Genomic DNA, 6,610 nt, shown 5'->3' on the forward strand with positions numbered 1-6,610 from the left:
CCACCTCAATCGGCGCGGCAGGCGGCGGCGCGGGCCTGCTCGGCCCGGCTGTGTTCAGCGCGGGCCTCGGCGCGGGCGGCCCGGTGGGTGAACAGCGCGTCCGCCGAATAGAGCGCCAGGGCCACCCAGATGCAGCCGAAGGCCAGCAGGTGCGAGGAGGTGAAGGCCTCGCCATAGACCGCGACACCCAGCAGGAGTTGCCCGGTCGGACTGATGTATTGCAGGATGCCGATGGTCGACAGCTTCAGCCGGGCGGCGCCGACCATGAACAGCACCAGCGGGATGGCGGTCACCGGGCCGGTCAGGATGATCAGCAGGTCGGTGCCCAGCCCGTGCGCGCCGAAACTCCCCAGGCCCTGGGCGTTCAGCCACAGCAGATAGGCGATGGCCGGCGGCACCAGCAGCACCGTTTCCACCAGCAGCCCGATCAGCGGGTCGATGGCCGCCTTCTTGCGCACCAGAGCGTAAACGCCGAAGCTCAAGGCCAGCGACAGCGCCACCCAGGGAACCTCCCCGTAGGACAGGACGAGGCTCAGGACGCCCGCCGCCGCGATCAGCACGGCGATGCCCTGCCGCTTCGACAGCCGCTCCTGAAGGAAGGCGATGCCCAGCAGGACGTTGATGATGGGGTTGATGTAATAGCCGAGACTCGATTGGACCATATGGCCGTTGTTCACGGCCCAGATGAAGATGGTCCAGTTGCTGCCGATCAGCGCGGTCGTCACCAGGAAGATGCCCAGGCGCCGCCAGCTTCCCACCCCGCGTACGATGCCGGACAGGCCGCGCGTCGGCACCAGCCACAGCCCGACCAGCACCACCGTCCACAGCACCCGGTGGGCGACGACCTCCACCGCCCCGACGTTGCCGAGCTGCTTGAAGAAGACCGGCGCCAGCCCACCCCAGATCAGGAAGGCGGTCAGGGCGGCGGCGAAGCCCAGGGTGGCGGGGTTGCGCCCGTCGGCCTGCGGCAAGGAGGGGGAGGGAGTCTGGGCCATGACTCCCCTTTACCATGCCCAAGAAATGGGCGATAGGAACGCCCCCTCATGCCCGCACTGCGCGCCGGGAATGCCGCAGTTCCCGCAGGGGTTTTCCCGCTCAGCCCCCTCCGCCGCCTGTGGTGCCGCTTCCGCTTCCACTGCCAGCGGGGGCTCCGCTCCGCGGCATCGCACCGGACGACCCCGACGAGCCCCGGCCGATCGGGACGTTGGTGCCGACGCCCTCACTGCGGACCAGCGCGCGGGCCTCGCGCAACCGGTCCACACAGCCGTCCGGGTCGCCCTTGCCGACGGCGGACCGCGCCTCGCCCAGCAGGCCGCGCAGCCGGTCCTTCTGCTCGCCGGTCAGGGCGGTGTGGTTGCGCCCGCCGGCCACCACCTTGTCGCCCAGAAACAGGTCGGAGAAGCGGGACACCTCGTCCCGGCAGGCGGTCAGCCGCTCCTGCTTGGGAACCGTTCCGTCCTGGCCCTGCGCCACAGCGGGAAGAGCCATCAGAGCCAGCAGCGCCGCCGCTGGAAACACGCGCCTGTCCATGACCGGGCCTCCTTGTCCGTGCCCCTCGTTCGTGCCGAGTCCGTGCGACACCTCCGCGGATTCATCGATGGAAAAACAAGGGTGGACCGGGGCCTGTTCCGCCAAAGGAAAAGGGCCCCGCGGTGGCGGAGCCCTTTGTCACACGTCTGCGGCGCGGATGGCCGATCAGGCGTTCGCGCCCGTCGCGACGCCCTTGTCGGCCAGCAGCGACTGCAGCTCGCCCGACTCGTACATCTCGCGCACGATGTCGCAGCCGCCGACCAGCTCGCCCTTGACGTAGAGCTGCGGGAAGGTCGGCCAGTTCGAGTAGTCCTTCAGTCCCTGGCGCAGGCCCGGGTCCTCCAGGATGTTGATGCCCTTGAACTTCACGCCGACGGTGCTCAGCACCTGGACGACGGCGGCGGAGAAGCCGCACTGCGGGAAGACGGGCGTGCCCTTCATGTACAGCACGACATCGTTGCCCTTGATGTCCTGCTCGATGCGATCCTTGACGTTCTGGTCAACCATGTCTCTCGGCCTTCTTACGATGTCATCGTGTCTTGCGGGGTGTCTTGCGGGATGCCGTCCTACACGCCTTCCGGCACGGCGGTGGTCAGGGCCAGGGCGTGCAGCTCCCCGCCCATCCTGCCCTGGAGGGCGGCGTAGACCATCTGGTGCTGCTGCACGCGCGACTTGCCCTTGAAGGCGGCGGAGGTGACCAGCGCGGCGTAATGGTCGCCGTCGCCGCGCAGGTCGGCGATCTCCACCGTCGCGTCCGGGATGCCTTCCCTGATGAGCTTCTCGATCACCGCGGCTTCCATCGCCATGGCCGTCATCCTGTTCCGTCAAACCCTGCCCATGCGGGCGCTGCCCGTATAATTAGGCGGAGCGGCCGGGTTTGTCACCGGAGAAGCGACGACATTCCGCGGTGCGAAGCACTCGCCCCCTCCCTAGCCCTCCCCCGCTTACGCAGGGGAGGGGACTGAATTCCCTCTCCTGCGATGCTCTCGCGCAAACCTATGGTTTGCGCTGACGCGGCAGGCGGACCTTTGGTCCGCCGAGAGCGGGGGGAGGGAAGGGGCCCGCGGCGAAGCCGTGGGAAGGGTGGGGGCAAGACTCCGCCCCAAAACGAAAAGGCCGGGCGATGGCCCGGCCTTCCGTTCATCGAACCCTCAACCGCGTCCGCTTACTCGGCGGCGGCCATGTAGCCGGGCAGCCAGGCCTCGTTGGCCTTCTTCAGGCGGGCGATGGTGATCGCCTCGCCGCCGCGGCCGGTCAGGGCCGTGCCGTTGGTCTTGCCGAGCACGCTCACCGGCACGCCGGCCGCCTTCGCCTTCTCCTGCACCGCGGCGGCCTTGTCGGCGCGGACCGCCAGGACGTAGCGGCCCTGGTCCTCGCCGAACAGGGTGCCGGCGTCGGCGCCGTCGAGGCCCGACAGGTTGGCGCCAATGCTGCCGGCCATGGCCATCTCGGCCACGGTGACCAGCAGGCCGCCGTCCTGGATGTCGTGGCTCGACACCACCAGACCCTCGGCGATCAGGCCGCGGACGAACTCGCCGTTGCGGCGCTCCACCGCCAGATCGACCGGCGGCGGCGGCCCCTCCTCGCGGCCCAGGATCTCCCGCAGGTAGAGCGACTGGCCGAGATGGCCCGTGCCCTCACCCACCAGCAGGATGGTGTCGCCCTCGTTCCGGAAGGCAATCCCGACGGCGATCATGGCGTCGGGCAGCAGGCCGACGGCGCCGATGGCCGGGGTCGGCAGGATCGCCTCGCCGTTGGTCTCGTTGTAGAGCGACACGTTGCCCGACACGACCGGGAAGTCCAGCGCGCGGCAGGCGTCGGCCATGCCCTGGATGGCGCCGACGAACTGGCCCATGATCCGCGGCTTCTCGGGGTTGCCGAAGTTCATGTTGTCGGTGACGGCCAGCGGCAGGGCACCGACGGCGGACAGGTTGCGGTAGGCCTCGGCCACCGCCTGGGCACCGCCGCGCACCGGGTCGGCGAGGCAGTAGCGCGGGGTGCAGTCGGTGGTGACGGCGATGCCCTTGCTCTGGCCCGGCAACCGCACCACGCCCGCGTCGGCCTGACCGGACATGAAGCGGGTGTCGCCGTTCACGAGGCTGTCATACTGCTCCCAGATCCAGCGCTTGGACGCCTGATCGGGGCAGGACATGATCTTTTCCAGGATGTCGCCCAGCGTCCTGTCCGCCGGCAGGGCGCGCACGGCGTCCTCCAGCTCCGCGGCGGCCGGGGTGGGCTCCCACGGGCGGTCGTAGAGCGGAGAGGCGTTGGAGACCGGCGCGATCGGCATGTCGCACCAGGTCTGGCCGTGCATCTTGATGACCAGCTTGCCGTTGTCGGTCAGCGTGCCGATCACGGCGAAGTCCAGCTCCCACTTGTCGAAGATCGCCTTGGCGACCTCCTCGCGGCCGGGCTTCAGGATGATCAGCATGCGCTCCTGGCTTTCGGAGAGCATGATCTCGTAGGGGGTCATCCCCTCCTCGCGCATCGGCACGTCGTCGAGCACCAGCTCGATGCCGAGCCCGCCCTTGCCGGCCATCTCGACCGAAGAGGAGGTGAGACCGGCGGCACCCATGTCCTGGATGGCGACGATGGCGTCCGTCTCCATCAGCTCCAGGCAGGCCTCGATCAGCAGCTTCTCGGTGAAGGGGTCGCCGACCTGCACGGTCGGGCGCTTCTCCTCCGAATCCTCGCTGAACTCGGCCGACGCCATGGTGGCGCCGTGGATGCCGTCGCGGCCCGTCTTGGAGCCGACATAGACCACCGGATTGCCGACGCCCGCGGCGGCCGAATAGAAGATCCGGTCGGCCTTGGCGACGCCCACGGTCATCGCGTTGACCAGGATGTTGCCGTTGTAGGCCGGGTGGAAGTTGGTCTCGCCGCCGACCGTCGGCACGCCGACGCAGTTGCCGTAATGGGCGATGCCGGCCACCACGCCCGACACCAGATGGCGGGTCTTGGGATGCTCGGGCGCGCCGAAGCGCAGCGCGTTCATGTTCGCGATGGGCCGGGCGCCCATGGTGAACACGTCGCGCAGGATGCCGCCCACGCCCGTCGCCGCACCCTGGAAGGGCTCGATGTAGGACGGGTGGTTGTGGCTCTCCATCTTGAAGATGATGGCGTCGCCGTCGCCGGCATCGACCACGCCGGCGTTCTCGCCGGGGCCGCAGATGACCTGCGGGCCGGTGGTCGGCAGCGTCATCAGCCACTTCTTCGACGACTTGTAGGAGCAATGCTCCGACCACATCACCGAGATGATGCCCAGCTCCGTGTAGGTCGGCTGGCGCCCCAGGATCTCCAGGGCGTTGTTGTATTCCCCTTCGGACAGGCCGAACTCGCGGGCCATCTCCAGGGAGACTGCGGGCTGCTGCGCGGTGGTCACGACAGGGCCTCCACCAGACCATCGAACATGGGCTTGCCGTCGGTGTTGCCATGGAAGGCGGACACCGCGTCCTCGGGGTGCGGCATCAGGCCGAGCACGGTGCGCTTGGCGTTGAAGATGCCGGCGATGTTGTCCAGCGAACCGTTCGGGTTCCAGTCGTTCCGGTTCCAGCGCGGGGCGGCGTCGCCCTCGTCGCTGACGTAGCGGAAGGCCACCTGGCCCTCGCCGTCCAGCCGCTTCACCGTCTCGGCGTCGGTCCAGTAGTTGCCGTCGCCGTGCGCCACCGGGTAGCGGACGATCTGGCCCTTGCGGTACTTGGCCGTGAAGGGGCTGTCCGTGTTCTCCACCCGCAGATGCACCGTGCGGCAGATGAACTTCAGCTTGGCGTTGCGCATCAGCGCGCCGGGCAGCAGCCCCGCCTCGGTGATGATCTGGAAGCCGTTGCAGATGCCGAGCACCCGCACGCCCTGATCGGCCCGCGCCTTGACCTCGCGCATGATCGGCGAGTGCGCCGCCATGGCGCCGGAGCGCAGATAGTCGCCATAGGAGAAGCCGCCCGGCACGAGGATCAGATCGACCTTGGGCAGTTCGGTGTCGCGGTGCCAGACCAGATGCGGCTTGGTTCCGCTGGCGGCCTCCAGCGCGGCGACGGCGTCGCGTTCGCGGTTGGAGCCGGGGAAAACGATGACGGCGGCCTTCATGGGGCAGTTACAGCTTCTTTTTCATGGGTGGGAAGCGCCTCGGACACTAGATTCGGTAGGGTGCCAATGCAAGCGTCATGGTACGTGTCCAACAGACGCTTGGCCGCCCAACTTGGCGAGTCGGTGCTGGTGCATACCGGAGTGTTGCTGTTTGCAATGCTTCGTATCAGAGTCGGGGTGTAACCTCCTGAGTTGAAAAGACCGGCCTGATCTCGCTTGCGTATCCGCTCATGGCTGTGCTATGGGGCGGCTAAAGCGCATTCCATTAAGAGTGAGGGTGGACCGTTGGGCAGACCGTTTATGACCGGCCTCTTACCAGAAACCGACGTCGTACTGGATCGCTTCCGGAAGCTTCTTGATCGTACTCCGACTCAAGAGCCCGCGAATGGCGGACCAACGGATGCGCAGTTTGCTGATGATTTGGTGGCAATTGCCAAGTCTGTTCAGTTGCGCCATCACATTGACCCTTTTCCAGATCCGCTATTTACTGCGGCACGCTATAACATTAAGCGGTAAATCGCACCTTCCTTAATATTGCAGTGATTGTTTGATCATGAATGCTGACGAGCTTGCCGTACTTGCTGTGCGGCTTAGCAACCTTCTGTTTGCTCTGTGTGCGGCGAAGAAGGTGCAGATTGAGTTGTCTGATGAATGCATGATGGAGGTGGTTGCTCACTTCCGTAAAGATATTGCAAAGCTTGAATACCATCAAGGCAACGAGATTTCAGTCAACAAGCGAATTGCAGGTCTTGCATTCTGGGTTCGTCGAGTGAAGCCGATACGGTACGCTGTTAAGGTGAATGACGAGAACGAGATCTGCGATATTAATGAACAGGTTGCCGTATGGCTTACGTCACTACCGGGAATGCAAAGGTAATAAAATTGCTCTATATATAAATCAGTCACTTGCCCGATACGCGGGAACAGCCTAGGCGATAAAGCCACATAAGGTTGAATCAATATGTTGATTGTCAGAGCAGCGCCGTTCCAGTAGGAT

At 66.1% G+C, this 6,610-nt stretch carries 7 protein-coding genes; 1 reads left to right on the plus strand and 6 read right to left on the minus strand.

Features of this window, described 5'->3' with window-relative positions; all coding sequences use genetic code 11:
* Nucleotides 1–5: 5 nt before the first annotated feature.
* The 6 genes from rarD to purQ all read right to left on the minus strand — a co-directional run bounded on the left by rarD (nt 6) and on the right by purQ (nt 5,613).
* The gene (rarD, locus tag AC1DVI_RS12795) at nt 6–995 is read right to left on the minus strand and encodes an EamA family transporter RarD (RefSeq protein WP_476958282.1); all 990 of its coding nucleotides are present in this window, start codon (nt 993–995) and stop codon (nt 6–8) included.
* A gap of 100 nt (nt 996–1,095) precedes the next feature.
* Nucleotides 1,096–1,530 (minus strand): hypothetical protein, encoded by a 435-nt coding sequence (locus AC1DVI_RS12800; protein WP_476958283.1) that lies wholly within the window; start codon nt 1,528–1,530, stop codon nt 1,096–1,098.
* 165 nt (nt 1,531–1,695) lie between these two features.
* Nucleotides 1,696–2,037, minus strand: a complete 342-nt coding sequence (grxD, locus tag AC1DVI_RS12805) for a Grx4 family monothiol glutaredoxin (protein WP_014239508.1) — start codon at nt 2,035–2,037, stop codon at nt 1,696–1,698.
* A gap of 59 nt (nt 2,038–2,096) precedes the next feature.
* Complete coding sequence (locus tag AC1DVI_RS12810; RefSeq protein ID WP_035671673.1) at nt 2,097–2,336, minus strand: BolA family protein; 240 nt, start codon at nt 2,334–2,336, stop codon at nt 2,097–2,099.
* A 359-nt stretch (nt 2,337–2,695) separates the two neighbouring features.
* Nucleotides 2,696–4,876 carry a phosphoribosylformylglycinamidine synthase subunit PurL gene (gene purL / locus AC1DVI_RS12815; RefSeq protein WP_476958289.1) on the minus strand — a complete coding sequence of 727 codons (2,181 nt, stop codon included), beginning with the start codon at nt 4,874–4,876 and terminating at the stop codon, nt 2,696–2,698.
* 32 nt (nt 4,877–4,908) lie between these two features.
* Entirely contained in the window at nt 4,909–5,613 is a 705-nt protein-coding gene (purQ, locus tag AC1DVI_RS12820; RefSeq protein WP_014239512.1) for a phosphoribosylformylglycinamidine synthase subunit PurQ, read from the minus strand.
* Nucleotides 5,614–6,166: 553 nt separating this feature from the next.
* Here purQ and AC1DVI_RS12825 point away from each other — a divergent pair.
* Complete coding sequence (locus AC1DVI_RS12825; protein ID WP_476958284.1) at nt 6,167–6,490, plus strand: hypothetical protein; 324 nt, start codon at nt 6,167–6,169, stop codon at nt 6,488–6,490.
* Nucleotides 6,491–6,610: the final 120 nt, after the last annotated feature.

Source organism: Azospirillum sp. P4_B5, assembly GCF_056402275.1.

Bases quoted from the DNA above. Each gene is read 5' to 3' on its own strand.
- grxD (WP_014239508.1), bottom strand. From the start codon at position 2,037: ATGGTTGACCAGAACGTCAAGGATCGCATCGAGCAGGACATCAAGGGC.
- AC1DVI_RS12825 (WP_476958284.1), top strand. From the start codon at position 6,167: ATGAATGCTGACGAGCTTGCCGTACTTGCTGTGCGGCTTAGCAACCTT.
- AC1DVI_RS12800 (WP_476958283.1), bottom strand. From the start codon at position 1,530: ATGGACAGGCGCGTGTTTCCAGCGGCGGCGCTGCTGGCTCTGATGGCT.
- AC1DVI_RS12810 (WP_035671673.1), bottom strand. From the start codon at position 2,336: ATGGCGATGGAAGCCGCGGTGATCGAGAAGCTCATCAGGGAAGGCATC.
- purQ (WP_014239512.1), bottom strand. From the start codon at position 5,613: ATGAAGGCCGCCGTCATCGTTTTCCCCGGCTCCAACCGCGAACGCGAC.
- rarD (WP_476958282.1), bottom strand. From the start codon at position 995: ATGGCCCAGACTCCCTCCCCCTCCTTGCCGCAGGCCGACGGGCGCAAC.
- purL (WP_476958289.1), bottom strand. From the start codon at position 4,876: ATGGCCCGCGAGTTCGGCCTGTCCGAAGGGGAATACAACAACGCCCTG.